Origin of the sequence: Actinoplanes aureus (genome assembly GCF_015704865.1) — a bacterium.
Classification (GTDB): domain Bacteria; phylum Actinomycetota; class Actinomycetes; order Mycobacteriales; family Micromonosporaceae; genus Actinoplanes; species Actinoplanes aureus.
On sequence record NZ_JADQTO010000012.1, the window covers coordinates 98837 to 114815 of the forward strand.

The 15979-nt window shown below is 69.5% G+C and carries 12 protein-coding genes; 8 read left to right on the forward strand and 4 right to left on the reverse strand.

What is annotated here, in order from left to right; all coding sequences use genetic code 11:
- The first annotated feature begins 6 nt into the window (after positions 1-6).
- Positions 7-534 (forward strand): hypothetical protein, encoded by a 528-nt coding sequence (locus tag I4J89_RS25010; protein ID WP_196416496.1) that lies wholly within the window; start codon positions 7-9, stop codon positions 532-534.
- On the opposite strand, the gene I4J89_RS25015 is transcribed toward I4J89_RS25010, so the two are convergent.
- Positions 504-1073 carry a helix-turn-helix domain-containing protein gene (locus tag I4J89_RS25015; protein WP_196416497.1) on the reverse strand — a complete coding sequence of 190 codons (570 nt, stop codon included), beginning with the start codon at positions 1071-1073 and terminating at the stop codon, positions 504-506. The two genes, I4J89_RS25010 and I4J89_RS25015, sit on opposite strands and share 31 nt — an antisense overlap.
- Positions 1074-1140: 67 nt before the next feature.
- Here I4J89_RS25015 and I4J89_RS25020 point away from each other — a divergent pair, with 67 nt between their 5' ends.
- The 5 genes from I4J89_RS25020 (at position 1141) to I4J89_RS25040 (ending at position 7529) form a co-directional block, all read left to right on the forward strand.
- Positions 1141-2550 carry an MFS transporter gene (locus tag I4J89_RS25020; RefSeq protein WP_309238472.1) on the forward strand — a complete coding sequence of 470 codons (1410 nt, stop codon included), beginning with the start codon at positions 1141-1143 and terminating at the stop codon, positions 2548-2550.
- A gap of 60 nt (positions 2551-2610) precedes the next feature.
- Complete coding sequence (locus I4J89_RS25025; protein WP_309238483.1) at positions 2611-3891, forward strand: multidrug effflux MFS transporter; 1281 nt, start codon at positions 2611-2613, stop codon at positions 3889-3891.
- A gap of 129 nt (positions 3892-4020) precedes the next feature.
- Entirely contained in the window at positions 4021-4629 is a 609-nt protein-coding gene (locus I4J89_RS25030; RefSeq protein ID WP_196416500.1) for a hypothetical protein, read from the forward strand.
- Positions 4630-4837: 208 nt separating this feature from the next.
- Positions 4838-6046 (forward strand): alpha-hydroxy acid oxidase, encoded by a 1209-nt coding sequence (locus I4J89_RS25035; protein WP_309238473.1) that lies wholly within the window; start codon positions 4838-4840, stop codon positions 6044-6046.
- 40 nt (positions 6047-6086) lie between these two features.
- The gene (locus I4J89_RS25040; protein WP_196416501.1) at positions 6087-7529 is read left to right on the forward strand and encodes an Nramp family divalent metal transporter; all 1443 of its coding nucleotides are present in this window, start codon (positions 6087-6089) and stop codon (positions 7527-7529) included.
- Between the two features lie 3 nt (positions 7530-7532).
- Here the strand turns inward: I4J89_RS25040 and I4J89_RS25045 are convergent, their stop codons facing one another.
- Positions 7533-8540 carry an ATP-binding protein gene (locus tag I4J89_RS25045; protein WP_196416502.1) on the reverse strand — a complete coding sequence of 336 codons (1008 nt, stop codon included), beginning with the start codon at positions 8538-8540 and terminating at the stop codon, positions 7533-7535.
- A gap of 262 nt (positions 8541-8802) precedes the next feature.
- Between I4J89_RS25045 and I4J89_RS25050 the strand changes: the two genes are divergently transcribed.
- On the forward strand, positions 8803-13332 hold the full coding sequence (locus I4J89_RS25050) for a HAMP domain-containing protein (protein ID WP_196416503.1): 4530 nt from the start codon (positions 8803-8805) through the stop codon (positions 13330-13332).
- Positions 13333-13475: 143 nt separating this feature from the next.
- On the opposite strand, the gene I4J89_RS25055 is transcribed toward I4J89_RS25050, so the two are convergent.
- Together I4J89_RS25055 and I4J89_RS25060 are read right to left on the reverse strand one after the other, a co-directional pair.
- On the reverse strand, positions 13476-14609 hold the full coding sequence (locus I4J89_RS25055) for an alkane 1-monooxygenase (protein ID WP_196416504.1): 1134 nt from the start codon (positions 14607-14609) through the stop codon (positions 13476-13478).
- Between the two features lie 134 nt (positions 14610-14743).
- Positions 14744-15334 (reverse strand): TetR/AcrR family transcriptional regulator, encoded by a 591-nt coding sequence (locus I4J89_RS25060; protein ID WP_196416505.1) that lies wholly within the window; start codon positions 15332-15334, stop codon positions 14744-14746.
- 59 nt (positions 15335-15393) lie between these two features.
- Here I4J89_RS25060 and I4J89_RS25065 point away from each other — a divergent pair, with 59 nt between their 5' ends.
- Complete coding sequence (locus I4J89_RS25065; protein WP_196416506.1) at positions 15394-15759, forward strand: cyclic-phosphate processing receiver domain-containing protein; 366 nt, start codon at positions 15394-15396, stop codon at positions 15757-15759.
- The last annotated feature ends 220 nt before the right edge of the window (positions 15760-15979 follow it).

Here is a 15979-nt window from a genome sequence, read left to right on the forward strand (position 1 = left end):
GCGGGCGTGGAGCTGTTCAAGGACATCGCGGCCTGGTCGCTGGTCCTGGTCCTCGGCGGTCTCGGGGTGGTCGCCGGAGTCCGGGACGCCCGGCGTGATCGCGCCCGGCGGCGATCCGTGGTCGACGGCCGGTCCGTGCGGTACGGGCGGCCCGGCAGCTACCGCCCACGTTCGGCGCTGTGGGCCGGCCTGGTGCTGGGATGGATCGGCCTGAACCTCGGCATCATGCTGCTGGTCTTCCCGCATCCCGCCGTCGGCGCCGCGACCGCGGTCGCGCTGCTGCTCGCGGCCTGGTTCCTGACCGGTCACCTGACCACCCGCGTGGTGGAGGGCCGGGTCCTGGAACGGAAGATCATCCGCAGTGGCGAGGACGACAACGTGGAGAACTTCTGGATCGCGGTCGACGACGGCCGGGACCCGATCGCCGGGACACCGGTCAGCCGCCGCGACTACGCGCGGGTGGCGGCCGGTGGGTACGTCCGGCTGCATCTGACGTATCGGGGTCAGGTCAAGCGGCTCGAGGTGCTCTCGTAGAGGTGCAGGATCTCGGCGGGCGTCTCCGAGGCGGGGCCGAACCAGTGCGGCTCGCCGGTGTCGAAGTCCGCGCTGTCGCCGGGGTCGAGCAGCCGCTCTTCGGTGCCGAGCAGCAGGCGTACCCGGCCGGCCAGCACGTAGAACCAGGCGTGCCCGGGGTGCGACACCAGCTCCGGTGACGCCGGCCCGGCGCCGAGGATCTGCTTGAAGACCTGAACCCGCCCCGGGTACGTGGTCAGCGGGATCACCACGCTGCTGTTACCGGTCCGGGTGTGGTGGTGGTGCGGCCTCAGGTGAGCGCGGGGATCGCCGGTAGGCGGTGCGCCGATCAGATGGTCCAGGGCCATCCGGTAGGCCCGGGCCAGCGGCAGCAGCAGGTCCAGGGTGGGGCGGCGCTTGCCGGACTCCAGCCGGGACAGGGTGCTCACCGACAGGCCGATGGTGCCGGCCAGATCCTCCAGGGTGAGGCCGCGGTCCTGCCGGATCCGGCGCAGCCGGGGGCCGATGCCGTCGAGCAACCGCTCCAGTTCGGGGTCCACGGGAGCAGTTTGCGGTCTTCGCAAATTTCCTCGTCGGCCGGGGGTGGACGCGGCGACGATTCCCGGCGTGAGAGGCGTGAAGACACTGGCCATCTGTGCCACAAGCATTTTCCTCGTCGGTCTGGACACGACGATCGTCAACGTGGCGTTGCCGTCGATCGGGCGCGATCTGGGGCTCGCCACCGCGGACCTGGAGTGGACGATCGACGCGTACACCCTGGTGCTGGCGAGCCTGCTGATCAGCTCGGGCGCGCTGGCCGACCGGATCGGCCGGCGCCGGGTGTTCCGGCTCGGCCTGGTGCTGTTCGCGATCGGCTCGGTGGCCTGCGCGCTGGCGCCGTCGATCGGCGTCCTGGTGGCGGCGCGGGCGATACAGGGTGTGGGCGGCTCGATGCTGAGCCCGGTCGCCCTCGCCATCGTGGTCAGCGTGATCACCGATCCGCGCGAGCGGGCCCAGGCGATCGGGGTGTGGGCCGCGGTGTTCGGCCTGAGCATGGCGGCCGGGCCGGTGCTCGGCGGGCTGCTGGTCGCCGGATCCGGGTGGCGGCTGGTGTTCTGGGCCAACCTGCCGATCATCGCGATCGTGCTGGTGCTGACCGCGCGGTACGTTCCGGAGTCGCGTGCGCCGAAGCCCCGGCGACTGGACGTTCCCGGCCAGCTCCTGCTGATCGTGCTGGTCGGCGCGACCGTGGCGGTGCTCATCGAGGGCCCGCGCCTCGGCTGGTCGTCCCCGGCGCTGCTGCTCGGGTACGCGGTGATCGCGGCCGCCGCGGTGGCGTTCGCCAGGGTCGAGACCCGGCGCGCGGAACCGCTGATGGATCTGCGGCTGTTCCGCCGGGCGCCCTTCGCAGCGGCCGCGGGCGGGGCGGTGGCGGTCTTCGTCGCGCTGAACGTGACGCTGCTGCTCGGCACCCTCTACCTGCAACAAGCTCGGGGACTGGATCCGCTCGCCGCCGGGCTGGTCACCTTGCCGATGGCGATCGGCGCGACGGTGTGCGCGCCGCTGTCCGGCCGTCTGGTCGGCCGGGTCGGGGCGCGGCTGCCGCTCCAGGTGGCCGGGGTGTGCATCGCGATCGGCGGGTTCCTGCTGGTCGGCATCGGTGACGCGACCGCGATGCCGGTGCTGCTTATGGCGTACCTGTTCGCCGGGATCGGAGTCGGCTTCGCCAACGCGCCGATCACGAACACGGCGGTGAGTGGCCTGCCGCCGGAACGCGCCGGGGTGGCCGGCGGCATCACCTCCACCGCCCGCCAGGTCGGCGCGGCGCTGGGCGTCGCGCTGGCCGGTGGCATCGTGGCGCGTTCCGGTACAGCCGATGGTCTCCTCTCCGGCGAGGCGACCCGGCCGGGGTGGATCCTGGTCGCGGTCTGCGGGGCGGTGGTACTGGCCGCGGCGCAGGCGTCACCGCGGTCCTCGTCCGGCCCCGATGGCAAGCGAAATACCAGCTGGCGGGCGGTGCGGGCGCACCGGCTGTGACCAGTCTTACCAATGCCGCACGGGCGGAAGATCCTGGTCGGGTGGCGGCTTGTCGAAGGGGTGGCCGAGACTCGCACGTTGACCGAACCCGCCGACGACCTATCCCCCGGAGAGCTGCTCCCGCTCGGGCGCCGCTTCCGCATCGTGCTCGTGCTCGGCTTCCTCACCGCGCTGGGGCCACTGACCATCGACATGTACCTCCCGGCTCTGCCGACGATCACCACCGACCTGCACACCAGCGCCGCCGCCGTGCAGCTGACGCTGACCGGGACGCTGGTCGGCCTCGCGTTCGGGCAGTTGCTGATCGGCCCCCTCTCCGATGCCGTCGGCCGGCGGCTGCCGCTGCTCGCCGGCGTCGCGGTGCACGTGCTCGCGTCGATCCTGTGCGTGTTCGCGCCCGACCTGGCGATGCTCGGCACGCTGCGAGTCCTGCAGGGTCTGGGTGCCGCCGCGGCCGCCGTGGTCGCGATGGCCATGGTGCGCGACCTGTTCGACGGCTTCGCCGCGGCCCGCCTGTTCTCCCGCCTGATGCTGGTCGTCGGGGTGGCGCCGATCCTGGCTCCCACGGTCGGTGGCCTGGTGCTGGGCTGGACCTCCTGGCGCGGGGTGTTCGTGGTGCTGGCCGCCGCCGGTGCCGCCATCATGGTGGCGGCCGCGCTGGTCCTGCCGGAGACCCTGCCGGCCACCGGGCGCCGCAGCGGGGGCGTGCGGGGTACGGTCCGCGACTACGGCCGCCTCTTCACCGACCGGGTCTACGTGGGTCTGGTCCTGGTGGCCGGGCTGGCGATGGCGGCGCTGTTCGCGTACGTGAGCGGCTCGTCCTACGTCTTCCAGGACGAGTACGGCATGAGCGAGCAGCAGTTCGCGCTGGTCTTCGCGGGCGGCGCGGTCGGCCTGATCGGCGCCACCCAGTTCAATGTCCGCCTGCTGCGCCGTTGGACGCCGCAGCAGATCCTGGGCGGTTCGCTGCTGGCCGGTGTCGGGTTCGGCGTGGTGCTGCTGTTGCTGGCCGCCACCGAGACCGGCGGACTGGCCGGCGTCCTGATCCCGCTCTGGCTGGTGCTCACCATGGTCGGCCTGGCCATGCCGAACGCACCCGCGCTGGCCCTTTCCCGCCACGGCGAAGCGGCCGGAACCGCGGCCGCCCTGCTCGGGGCGATCCAGTTCGGCGTAGGCGCGGTAGCCGCACCGCTGGTTGGCATGCTCGGGGTCGGCGCGGTCGCCATGGCCATCGTCGTCTTCGGCGGCATGCTGGCCGCCACCCTGGTCTTCTTCCTGGTGGTCCGGCCGCACCGGCTCCCGGCCGAACATCGACGGTTGTCGCGGCTAGTACGGGCATGAGCAGCGACGATGTCGGTCTTCCGCTAAAACCTACCCTCGGGTAACCTCAGGGCGGCATGCCGGTTCGCGAACCTTTTCGGACGTCCACCACCCCGTCCGTCACCAGACACCACGCCCTATGGAGGAACCGTGGGTCACCTTCGTCGCACCATCACGCTCGCCACGACGGCCCTGCTCGGGGCCGCCGCCGCCCTCACTGTCGGCGCCCCGGCACAGGCCGCGCCCATCCCGATCAACTTCAACAACGTCACGGGCACGACACACCTGGCCAAGCCGGACGTCGACGTCGCCGTCCCGACGTCGTCCGTGCAGACCCAGATCGACCTGGAGACCAACACGGTCACCGGCAGCGCCAACCTGGCCGACCTCACCGCGAAGCTGAAGCTGGCCAACCTGATCGGGGTCACCTCGACGGTGAAGATCGTGCCGGTGGGCGGACTGACCGGAACCATCGACCTCGGCGCGTCCAAGCTGTCGACCACGACGACCTTCACGCTCCAGGTCACCGACGTGCACAAGGACGCCCTGCCGCGGATCAACCTGGTGAAGCCGGGTTGCCGCACGGTGCGGGCGTCGACCTTGACGCTGAACAACACCACCCCGGTGGACCTGTCCAAGCCCATCACCATGGTGGGCACCTACACGATCCCGCCGTTCACCGGGTGCGGCCTGCTCACGCCGCTGTTGACCCTGCTGCTGTCCGGCCCCGGCAACACGATGACGCTCAACCTGCAGTAGCACCGGAACACCCCGGATTCCCGTGGTCGCGTCGACGACCACGGGAATCCGCAGGTTGACGGCCGAGTGTGAGATTACTTACAGTTCTGGGTGATCACGTTCCGGCCCTGGTCCAGGGAGGGGAGGGACGACAATCACCGAGAAGCCGCCCCTCGCGCCGGTCAAGACCGTCCGGCACCTGCCGAAATGGTCGGAGCTGCGCGGCCTCGTGCAGTTCCGGAAGCCGCGGCTGAGCCGGACCGAGCGCCGGCTGGCGCGGGCACTCTCGGTCAGCGACCTGCGCGCCGCCGCCCGGCGCACCACTCCCCGGGCCGTCTTCGACTACGTGGACGGGGCGGCGGAGGAGGAGATCACCGCGGCGCGGAACATCGCCGCCTACCGGCGCGTCACGTTCCACCCGGACGCACTGCGTTCGGTCGCCGATCCCGACCTCACCGTGCCCCTGCTGGGGCGGCGCATCGCCATGCCACTGGTGTTCGCGCCGACCGGCTACACGCGGATGATGCACCACCACGGGGAGGCGGCCGTCGCCGAGGTGGCACAACACTTCGGCGTGCCGTACGCGCTGTCGACGGTGGGCTCGACATCGATCGAGGATGTGCGGGCCGCGTCCCCCGACGGCGACTTGTGGTTCCAGCTCTTCTTCACCTCCGACCCGCGGATCAACGAGGACCTGCTCTCCCGGGCGGAGGCCGCCGGGTACACCACGATCCTGCTGACCGTCGACACGACCGTCTCCGGGATGCGGCTGCGCGACGTCGTCAACGGCCTCACCATTCCGCCGACGCTCACCGCCCGGACCGTGCTGAACATGTCCCGGTTCCCGGGGTGGTGGTTCAACATGCTGTCCACCGGCGGGCTGACCTTCGCCTCGCTCTCCAGCGTCCCGGGCAACCCGACCCCGGGCCAGGTGGCGAGCATGATGTTCGATCCCGGCCTGGATCTGAGCTCGCTGGACTGGCTGCGCGAACGCTGGCGGGGCAACGTCGTCGTCAAGGGCGTGACCACGCCCGCGTCGGCGCGTGAGGTCATGGGACGCGGCGTCGACGGCGTGGTGGTCTCCAACCACGGCGGGCGCCAGCTGGACCGCTCGGCGGCCACCCTGGACGTGCTCCCGGCGATCCGGGCCGCGGTCGGGCCGGAGGCCACCGTACTCATCGACGGCGGCGTCCTGCACGGCCAGGACATCCTTGCCGCCCGCGCACTCGGTGCGGACGCGGTCATGATCGGACGCGCCTACCTGTACGGCCTCATGGCCGGCGGGCGCGACGGCGTGCTCCGCACCGCCGAGATCCTCGCCGAGGAGTACCGGCGCTCGATGCAGCTGCTCGGCGTGCGGCGCAGCGAGGACCTCACCGATCGGCACGTCGGATTCACCCCGCACGGTACGGGGAACTACCCCGCCATCTCTGTCTGAGAAGCGCCAGTCTCGTCCACTCACGACCTGAGGAGACACGATGGTCAGCACCGGTAAACCGGGCGGAACCAGCTCGGTGGTGGATCTCTTCCCGACCAAGTACCTGGCCGCGCCCAAGGTGCGCGACATGCCTGAGCCGCCGGCCAACTTCCGCAAGGTGATCGGGCCGGGCATCATCGCCGCCGGCGTCGGCATGGCCAGCGGCGAGTTCATCCTCTACCCCTACATCGCCTCCCAGGTCGGCCTGGTGTTCATCTGGGCCGCTCTCGTGGGCCTGGCCACCCAGTACTTCCTCAACATGGAGATCGAGCGGTACACACTCGCCACCGGCGAGACCGCGCTCACCGGGTTCAGCCGGTACTGGCGGCACTGGGGTCTGGTCTTCGCGGTCATGGCCTACTTCGCCAACATCTGGCCGGGCTGGGCCACCAGCTCGGCGACGCTGATCACCTACCTGGTCGGCGGCAGCGTCGCGCCGATCGCGATCGGCATCCTGCTCGTGATCGGCATCAGCCTGACCATGGCGCCGGTGGTCTACCAGGCACTCGAGAAGACCGAGATGGTTAAGGTGGCGGCCGTCCTGCTGCTGATCGCGATCGGCGCGGTGGCCGCGATCGGCGCCACGGCGTGGTCCGACACCCCGCAGATCATCACGAAGGCCGGCCTGCCCTACGAGGAACTCGGCTTCGCGCTGCTGCTGGGCGCGCTGGCGTTCGCCGGCGCCGGTGGCGGGCAGAACCTCTGCCAGAGCAACTGGATCCGGGACAAGAGGTTCGGCATGGGCGCCTACGTGCCGCGGATCGTCAGCCCGGTGACCGGCCAGCCGGAGGCCGCGCCGTCGACCGGATTCATCTTCGAGCCCACCCAGGAGAACCTCGGCCGGTGGCGGCGCTGGTGGTCGTTCGCCAACCGGGAGCAGCTGATCACCTTCGTGCTGATCAGCTTCCTGACCATCCTCTTCACCTCGCTGCTGGCGTACGCCACCGTGTTCGGCAAGGAGGGGCTGGAAAGCAACATCTCCTTCCTCAAGGTCGAGGGTGACGCGCTCAACGCGGCGGTCGGCGGCTGGTTCGGCACCTTCTTCTGGATCATCGGCGCGTTCTCGCTGTTCGCCGCGGCTCTCGGCATCGTGGACTACACCAGCCGGCTGGGCGCCGACGTCCTCAAGACCGCGTACATGAAGAACGCCAACGAGAGCAAGATCTACTTCGGGCTGGTCTGGGGCCTGGTCGTGATCGGCATCATCGTCATCCTGTCCGGCCTGTCCCAGCCGCTGGTCCTGCTGGTGATCTCCGCCGTCACCGGAGGACTGATGATGTTCATCTACTCGGCGCTGCTGATCCTGGTGAATCGCCGGGTGCTGCCGAAGGAGATCCGCCCGGGCACGGGCCGGGTCGCCGCCCTGGTGTGGGCCTTCCTGCTGTTCGGCTTCCTGTCCGTCCTGACCTTCAACCAGCAGCTGCGGAACCTGTTCGGGGGGTGAGTGTCAAGCTGGGCGGCGATGCATGACGGCGTACGGGAAGTGCAGCCGCACCGACGTCCGGCCGGCCGCGGAATCCACGAGCACGATGTCGGCGAGTTGCCGGGCGAGCCACAATCCGCGGCCGCCCGGCACGGCGCCGGTGGCGCCGGGCCGGTGATATCCCGCCGTGGCCGGCACCGGCATGCCCGCGGAGTCGTCGCACTGGACGACGAGGGTGTCTCCGCGACGCCAGGCGCGGACCCGGACCGGGGTGCCGGCGTGACGCAGTCCGTTGCTGGCGATCTCCACCACGGCGACGACCAGATCATCGGCGGGTTCCTCCGCGAAGCCCTGACCGGCTGCCCAGCCCGTCAAGGCCGACCGTAGGGCGCTGAGCTGGGCGACGCCGGTCAGAGTGTGGTCGTGATCGACATCACGGGGCACCGCTGCGAGGGATTCGTGACGCCGCCCGGCGAGGTATGCGTCCGGTGCCATGTACTGGGCGCTAGGTCGTGAGCCGGCCGGTGTGAGCAGGTGGGAGTGCGTGGACCGGACGCCGTCGAGAACGGTCGCCGGGTGGTGCCGGCTGTCCCACAGACAGGTCACCGCGGATCCGTACGGTGCATATGTCTCGTTGCAGATCGCCTCGTACGCCAGGAAGGCGGTGGTCCGGTCGTCCCGCAGTCCGTCGTCCAGCCCGTCGGCCAGCTCCGGTTCGGCGATCACGTGTACCCGCCGCCCGGCGTCCGCCTGCTCGGCCAAGTACCGGCGGAATCCCTCGTAGGCGAAACCGAGGCGCTGGTAGAAAGCCGCCGGATCGCCGGACCGCAGCACGCCGCCCAGGTCACCCACCCGCTCGGCGAGCAGTGCCCGGATCGGCTCACCGACCACCAGCAGCACCTCGTCGTAGGCGATCGCCGAGCGACGCAGCTCGGGTATCAGCGCCGCGGCCGCCTCGCCAGTCGTGCCGAAGATCAACGCGCTGTGCACGAAGACGTCAGCCCGCAGATGGTCGGAATGTTGCACGGTCATCGCATGACCGTTACGCCAGTTGCCATGATCAACATACTTCCGGAGTTCGGACGGAGGGGCCCGCGTCAGGGACCGTCGGCCATGCATTTCCTTCCGATATGGGTTACCTCCGCCGTTGTACCCCGGGCACGCTGGCGCAATCTTCGAATGGCCGTCGCACGCCTGTGCGATGACGAACCCTTCGCCATGTGCATACTTACGGCCGACCATGGCACGTTACGCCCCCCACCTGTGTGGTCGCCGGAAAGGATCAGGCACAGCGATGACCGAGACGATGTCCGCGACGCAGCAGCCGACGACGGGGACGGAGACCGCCGCGGTCGCCGACCTGGACCTGCGACAGCTGCTCGCCGGTCTGACCGCGGTGCGCGACGGCGACTTCCGTACCCGGCTGCCGGAGGACGGTGACGGGCTGCTCGCCGAGATCGCGACCGTCTTCAACGGCATGGTGGACCAGCTGTCGCTGTTCACCTCCGAGGTGACCCGGGTGGCCCGGGAGGTGGGCACCGAGGGTCAGCTGGGCGGGCAGGCCGATGTTCCGGCGGTGTCCGGCACGTGGAAGGACCTCACCGACTCGGTGAACGCGATGGCCGGCAACCTGACCGACCAGGTCCGTGACATCGCGCAGGTGGCGACGGCGGTGGCCCGGGGTGATCTGTCGCAGAAGATCACCGTGGATGTGCGCGGCGAGATCCTGGAGCTGAAGGACACCATCAACACGATGGTGGACGAGCTGTCGTCGTTCGCCGACGAGGTGACCCGGGTGGCCCGGGAGGTCGGCAGCGAGGGCCGGCTCGGCGGTCAGGCAGAGGTCCCGGGCGTCGCGGGAACCTGGCGCGACCTGACCGACTCGGTGAACTTCATGGCCGGCAACCTGACCAACCAGGTGCGCAACATCGCGCAGGTGACCACGGCGGTGGCCCGGGGTGATCTGTCGCAGAAGATCACCGTGGACGCGCGCGGCGAGATCCTCGAGCTCAAGAGCACGATCAACACGATGGTGGATCAGCTGTCGTCGTTCGCCGACGAGGTGACCCGGGTGGCCCGCGAGGTGGGCACCGACGGGCGGCTCGGCGGTCAGGCGCAGGTGAGCGGCGTCGCGGGAACCTGGCGCGACCTGACCGACTCGGTGAACTCGATGGCCGGCAATCTCACCGGCCAGGTACGCAGCATCGCGCAGGTGGCCACCGCGGTGGCCCGGGGTGACCTGTCGCAGAAGATCACCGTCGCCGCGCGCGGCGAGATCCTGGAGTTGAAGAACACCATCAACACGATGGTGGATCAGCTGTCGTCGTTCGCCGACGAGGTGACCCGGGTGGCCCGCGAGGTGGGCACCGAGGGCCGGCTCGGTGGCCAGGCCGACGTGAAGGGCGTGTCCGGCACCTGGAAGGACCTCACCGAGTCGGTGAACGTCATGGGTGACAACCTCACCGCGCAGGTGCGCAGCATCGCCGAGGTGACCACGGCGGTGGCCCGGGGCGACCTGAGCCAGAAGATCCGGGTCGACGCGCGCGGTGAGATCCTGGAGCTGAAGGAGACCATCAACACGATGGTCGATCAGCTGTCCGCGTTCGCCGACGAGGTCACCCGGGTGGCCCGCGAGGTGGGCACCGAGGGCCGTCTCGGCGGTCAGGCCCGCGTCTCGAACGTCGGCGGCACCTGGAAGGACCTGACCGACAACGTCAACGTGATGGCCTCCAACCTGACGAACCAGGTGCGCTCGATCGCCCTGGTGGCGACCGCGGTGGCGCAGGGCGACCTGAGCAAGAAGATCACCGTGGAGGCGAAGGGCGAGGTCGCGGTCCTGGCTCAGACGATCAACACGATGGTCGACACCCTCGGTGCCTTCGCCGACGAGGTCACCCGGGTGGCCCGCGAGGTCGGCACCGAGGGCCAGCTCGGCGGCCAGGCCCGGGTGCCGAACGTCGCCGGCACCTGGAAGGACCTGACCGACAACGTCAACTCGATGGCGAACAACCTGACCGGCCAGGTCCGCAACATCGCCCAGGTCACGACGGCGGTGGCGCAGGGCGACCTGACCAAGAAGATCGACGTGGACGCGCGCGGCGAGATCCTCGAACTGAAGACCACCATCAACACGATGGTCGACCAGCTGTCGTCGTTCGCCGCCGAGGTGACCCGGGTGGCGCGCGAGGTGGGCAGCGAAGGCCGCCTGGGCGGCCAGGCCGAGGTCGAAGGCGTCTCCGGTACGTGGAAACGACTCACCGAGAACGTCAACGAGCTCGCCGGCAACCTGACCCGGCAGGTGCGCGCCATCGCCGAGGTGACGAGCGCCGTGGCCACCGGCGACCTGACCCGCTCCATCACGGTCGACGCGTCCGGTGAGGTGGCCGAACTCAAGGACAACATCAACTTCATGGTGGAGTCGCTGCGCGAGACCACCCGGGCCAACCAGGAACAGGACTGGCTCAAGACCAACCTGGCCCGGATCTCCTCGCTCATGCAGGGCCACCGTGACCTCGAGGTGGTCGCCACCCTCGTGATGAATGAGCTGGCTCCGCTGGTCAACGCCCAACTCGGCACGTTCCTGCTGGTCGACGACTCGGACGGGCAGACCGCGTTGCGGGTGGTCGGTAGCTACGGACACAACGGCTCGGGCCGCCGGTTCGCCCTCGGCGAGTCACTGGTCGGACAGGCCGCGGTCGCGAAACGCCGCATCGTGGTCGACGAAGTGCCGGCCGGGTACTTCACGGTCTCGTCCAGCCTCGGCTCGGCGGCTCCGCTGCAGTTGCTGGTGCTTCCGATCGTGGTGGAGGACCAGGTCCTCGGCGTGATCGAACTGGCCGGCATGACCCGGTTCACCGAGGTGCACCGGGACTTCCTGAACCAGTTGATGGAGACGATCGGCGTCAACGTCAACACCATGGTGGCGAACGCGCGTACCGATGTGCTGCTCACCGAGTCGCAGCGTCTCGCGGCCGAGTTGCAGGCCCGCTCCGAGGAGCTGCAGGCGCGTTCCGAGGAGTTGCAGCGTTCCAACGCCGACCTGGAGGACAAGGCCACCCTGCTGGCCCGGCAGAACCGCGACATCGAGACGAAGAACTCCGAGATCGAACAGGCTCGTCAGGAGCTGGAGGCCCGCGCCCAGCAGTTGGCACTGGCGTCGAAGTACAAGTCCGAGTTCCTGGCGAACATGAGCCACGAGCTGCGTACGCCGCTGAACTCCCTGCTCATCCTGGCTCACCTCCTGGCGCAGAACCCCACTCGCAACCTGAGCCCGAAGCAGGTCGAGTACGCCACCGTCATCCACTCGGCCGGTACCGACCTGCTGCAACTGATCAACGACATCCTCGACCTGTCCAAGGTCGAGGCCGGCAAGATGGACATCACGCCGGAGGCCTTCGAGCTGCGCAACCTGGTCGACTACGTGGAGGCGACGTTCCAGCCGCTGACCACGTCCCGCGGCCTCGACTTCGAGGTGTCCACCGCCGCGGACGTGCCCACCGGGCTGTTCACCGACGAGCAGCGTCTGCGCCAGGTGCTGCGCAACCTTCTCTCCAACGCGGTGAAGTTCACCGAATCCGGACGGGTCCGGCTGCGCATCGAGCGGGCACACGGCGACGAACTGCCCGAGGCGCTGGCCGGCAACGACACGGTCGTCGCGTTCCGGGTGAGCGACACCGGCATCGGGATCGCCGAGCAGCAGCTGACCGCCATCTTCGACGCCTTCCAGCAGGCCGACGGCACGACCAGCCGCCGCTACGGCGGCACCGGCCTGGGCCTGTCGATCAGCCGGGAGATCGCCTACCTGCTCGGCGGTGAGATCCAGGCGCGCAGCGTGCTCGGCCAGGGCAGCACCTTCACCCTCTACATGCCGATCGAGACGGCGGCGCACCACCCGGACGTCCCGGCCGATGCGCCGGTCATCGACGTGTTCATCCCCGAGCAGCTCGCCGAGCCGCATGCGGTGAACCCCGCCACCACCCGTCGGCTCCTGGTGATCGAGAGCGACTCGCAAGGGCTGCTCACCCTGATCGCCCGCGGCGCGGCGGCCGCCGTCGCCGAGACCCACGGCGCCGTCCAGGTGGCCACCGCGGTCGACTCGGCGGCGGCGATCGCCGAGCTGACGGCACAGCCGTTCCACGCCGTGGTCCTGGACCTCGGCATGCCCGCCGACAACGGGTCGGACTTCCTCAAGGCACTGCACGACCAGACCGGGCTGCGTCACCTCCCCGTCCTGGCCTACCGCACCCACCAGCTGTCGTCGAACCAGGACACCCTGCTGCAGGCCCTCGCCCAGACCCGGCCGCTGGAGCTGCTCTCCAGCCTCGATGAACTGCGCGAGCGCATCACTCTGCACCTGTCCACCGAAACCGGGACGCCGGTCATGCCGCCGGCCATCACCACCGGGACGATCACCGACCTGGCGGCGCTTCCCGGCAAGCTGGCCGGCCGCAAGGTCCTGGTCGTCGACGACGACGCCCGCAACGTCTTCGCCCTCACCAACATCCTCGAGCTGCATGGGATGGAGGTCGTCTACGCGGAGAACGGACGCAAGGGCATCGACGTACTCGCCCAGCACGCCGACGTCGATCTCATCCTGATGGACGTGATGATGCCGGAGATGGATGGTTACGCCGCGACCGCGGCGATCCGCGCCATGCCGAAGTACGCCCACCTGCCGATCATCGCGGTCACCGCGAAGGCCATGCACGGGGACCGGGAGAAGAGCCTGGCTTCAGGCGCCAGCGACTACGTGACCAAGCCGGTGGATGCCGAGGACCTGTTGCACTGCATCGAGCGCTGGCTGGACGGATCCGTATCGGACTAGGCGGTTTCCTGGTCCGCAGTGCCTGCTGGCGGTTGGTGGGGCCGGTTGCGGTGATCTTGCTTGGCCCACGCTCACTGCTGTCTCAACAGCCGCCAGACAGCACCCACGCTGGGCCGGATAGGACCTTGACCGCGAGAGATGTCCTAGAGGTCGGGCCGGCGCGCGTGATAGCCGGGGACGGCGTTGGCCTGGGCCGGGTCGCCGCCGTAATGGGCCAGCACCCGCTTGTCCATCACCCGACGCCACAGTGGCGGCATCAGGGCGAGCAGCAGCATGGTGGCGTAACCGGCGGGCAGCTGCGGGGAGACGTCGAAACTGCGCAGGGTCTGGTAGCGGCGCAGCGGGTTGGCGTGGTGGTCGCTGTGGCGCTGCAACTGGAAGAGGAACACGTTGGTGGTGAGCCGGTTGCTGTTCCAGCTGTGCCGGGGGTCGACCTTCTCGTAGCGGCCGGCGGCGTTGCGCTGCCGCCGCAACCCGTAGTGCTCCAGGTAGTTGACCGCCTCCAGCACGGAGAAGCCGACCACGGCCTGCGCGGCGAGGAACAGCAGCACGGTTGGGCCGAAGGTCAGGGCGAGCGCGGTGAAGAGCGCGACGGTCATCGCCCAGGCGTTGAGGATGTCGTTGCGGGGATGCCATCGGCTGCGTGAGCGCAACCGGTGGCGGCTGCTCTCCAGGTGCCAGGCCGATCGCAGGCTGCCGAGCACCGTACGCGGCCAGAACCGCCAGAACGATTCGCCGAGCCGGGAACTGGCCGGATCCTCCGGGGTGGCGACGCGTACGTGATGCCCGCGGTTGTGTTCGACGAAGAAGTGCCCGTACCCGGTCGGCGCCAAAGCGATCTTGGAGAGCCAGCGTTCCACCGTCTCCCGCTTGTGGCCGAGCTCGTGAGCGGTGTTGATGGCGATCCCGTTGACCAGCCCGGCGGTGAGCACGAGACCGATGCCGCCGATGATGCCGGGATCGGCCGTCCAGGCCGCGCAGGTCACGACGAGCGCGGCGTACTGGGCGGGCAGGAACAGGTAGGTGATCCACCGGTAGTAGGGGGAGGCCTGTAGCGCGGGAACCGCCTCGTCGGGCGGGTTCGCCCGGTCGTCACCGACGAGGAGGTCGATGATCGGGATGGCGCCGAGGATGAAGACCGGGGTCAGCCACCACGCCCACGGGGAGCCGGTGGCGGTGGCGAGCAGAAGCGCCGCGAACGGCAGTGCGGGTACGGCGAGCGCGAGAGGCCAGAGCGGGCGTTTGGAGTCGCGCCAGGAGCTGACGGCTGTGTCCATACCGATGGATGCTTTACAAAGTTGTAGGCGGTGTCAAGAAGTATGACATCGATGGATCTCGTGTACAGTTCCAGCGATGACCGGAAGGTGGCTTCGGTACTCCGCCCCCGAAATGCCGGAGCCGCCTTCCGGTCTCAGCGGAGCAGCCGCACCAAGACTTCGGCGAGGGCGTCGGCGGACTCCGCCGGCGAGGCGAGCGGCAGGATGATGTGGCTCACCGTGAGTCGCACGATGGACTCGGCGGCCAGCGTCACCGTCGCCGGTTCGACGTCCGGCAGATGTACGGCCGCCCACTCCTCGATCACCGATCCGGCGGCGGCCAGCAGCGCTCCCGATCGGGTCGTCAGATAGGGGAGCAACTCGTCGGTTCCACCTCGGGCGCTGGTCAGGATGGCATGGACGAGCGGGTTGGAAGCCGCCTCCCGCAAGGTGTGCAGGATCGCGGCATGTCCGGCCGCGCGGATGTCACCGCCGTGTGCGAACAGCCGGGTCCGTACCTCCGAGGTGAACTGCTCGATCTCGTGGAGCGCCAGTGCCTCGGCGAGCCCGGCCCGGCTGTCGAACTCGTTGTAGACCGTCTGCCGGCTCACGCCGGCGGCGCTGGCCACCTGGGCCATCCGCACGTTCGCCCACCCGTGCGTTACCGCGAGTTCCCGGGCGGCGTGCACCAGAGTGCCGCGCAGCCGGGCCCGATTGGCTTCGCGGTACGGCGGGATGCTCTCCATCGGAAGCACAGCTTAATCACTCCGATCGTGATGCCAGCGACCTCAGGCATCATGGCGAGATGTCCACCAGCGAAGCCCGGGTCCTGCTCGTCGACGATCTGCGTTCGTTCGTCGACGGCCGCGACGCCGAGGTGGCTCGGACCAGCGCAGCCGGTGTGAGACTCCTCGAGCACTACCGAGACAGGTCGCTCGACGAACTGTGGCTCGATCATGACCTCGGCGAGGAGGACACGATCTGGCCGGTCGTGGAGGTCTTGGAACGAGCCGCCTTCGCCGGCCGGCCGTTCGACGTCGGCCTCATCAACATCCACTCTGCCAATCCGGCCGGCGCCGCGAGGATGGCCCGGGCTCTGCGGCGCTGGGGCTACCGGGTCGCCATCGCCGCTGAGTCCGCGGAGGTCGGCTACCTCGACGGGCCGACCTGAGGACACGTGCAGACGATGACGAGTGTTGGTGCAGGCGTAGGCGTCGTGCGGGCCCATCGGCAGGTTCCGCTGGGCGTCCACACAGCGACCCCAGACCCCCTCTGGGTGGAGGTCCGCCTGCCGGTTTCGCTTCTTCGGGGTACGCGTGACCGGCGAGCAAACCTCGACCAAGGCTGTATCTGGGTTCACCTTTCACCGGCGGTGACACACCTACCGGTGG

What these genes read in the sequence shown, in the direction of transcription:
- I4J89_RS25060 (WP_196416505.1), bottom strand. Translation starts at nt 15,334, where the DNA reads ATGGAGAGCATCCCGCCGTACCGCGAAGCCAATCGGGCCCGGCTGCGC.
- I4J89_RS25045 (WP_196416502.1), bottom strand. Translation starts at nt 8,540, where the DNA reads ATGACCGTGCAACATTCCGACCATCTGCGGGCTGACGTCTTCGTGCAC.
- I4J89_RS25055 (WP_196416504.1), bottom strand. Translation starts at nt 14,609, where the DNA reads ATGGACACAGCCGTCAGCTCCTGGCGCGACTCCAAACGCCCGCTCTGG.
- I4J89_RS25065 (WP_196416506.1), top strand. Translation starts at nt 15,394, where the DNA reads ATGTCCACCAGCGAAGCCCGGGTCCTGCTCGTCGACGATCTGCGTTCG.
- I4J89_RS25040 (WP_196416501.1), top strand. Translation starts at nt 6,087, where the DNA reads ATGGTCAGCACCGGTAAACCGGGCGGAACCAGCTCGGTGGTGGATCTC.
- I4J89_RS25050 (WP_196416503.1), top strand. Translation starts at nt 8,803, where the DNA reads ATGACCGAGACGATGTCCGCGACGCAGCAGCCGACGACGGGGACGGAG.